At 39.2% G+C, this 273-nt stretch carries 1 rRNA gene; it reads left to right on the top strand.

Annotated elements, in window-relative coordinates:
* Window positions 1-159 precede the first annotated feature (159 nt).
* A 5S ribosomal RNA gene (gene rrf, locus H5232_RS23835) occupies window positions 160-273 on the top strand; the annotation flags it as partial.

Here is a 273-nt window from a genome sequence, read left to right as displayed (position 1 = left end):
TACTAATTACCCGTGAGGCTTAACCATACAACGCCAAACGCGTTTTATGTGATAGTTGATAGCGCAAGAAGTTAATAGACTAAAGTAGATTTACTGAAAACTTTTATTATCAGAATTCCAAATTTTAGTTAATTGCTAACGCGATTAACACCAAATTTGCTTGGTAACAATAGCGTTTTGGACCCACCTGACCCCATGCCGAACTCAGTAGTGAAACGAAACAGCGCCGATGATAGTGTAGCATTTGCTATGTGAAAGTAGGACATTGCCAGG

Origin of the sequence: Pseudoalteromonas sp. SG41-5 (assembly GCF_014164495.1) — a bacterium.
Taxonomy (GTDB): Bacteria; Pseudomonadota; Gammaproteobacteria; order Enterobacterales; family Alteromonadaceae; genus Pseudoalteromonas; species Pseudoalteromonas rhizosphaerae.
This window is presented reverse-complemented; position numbering and strand designations above follow the sequence as displayed.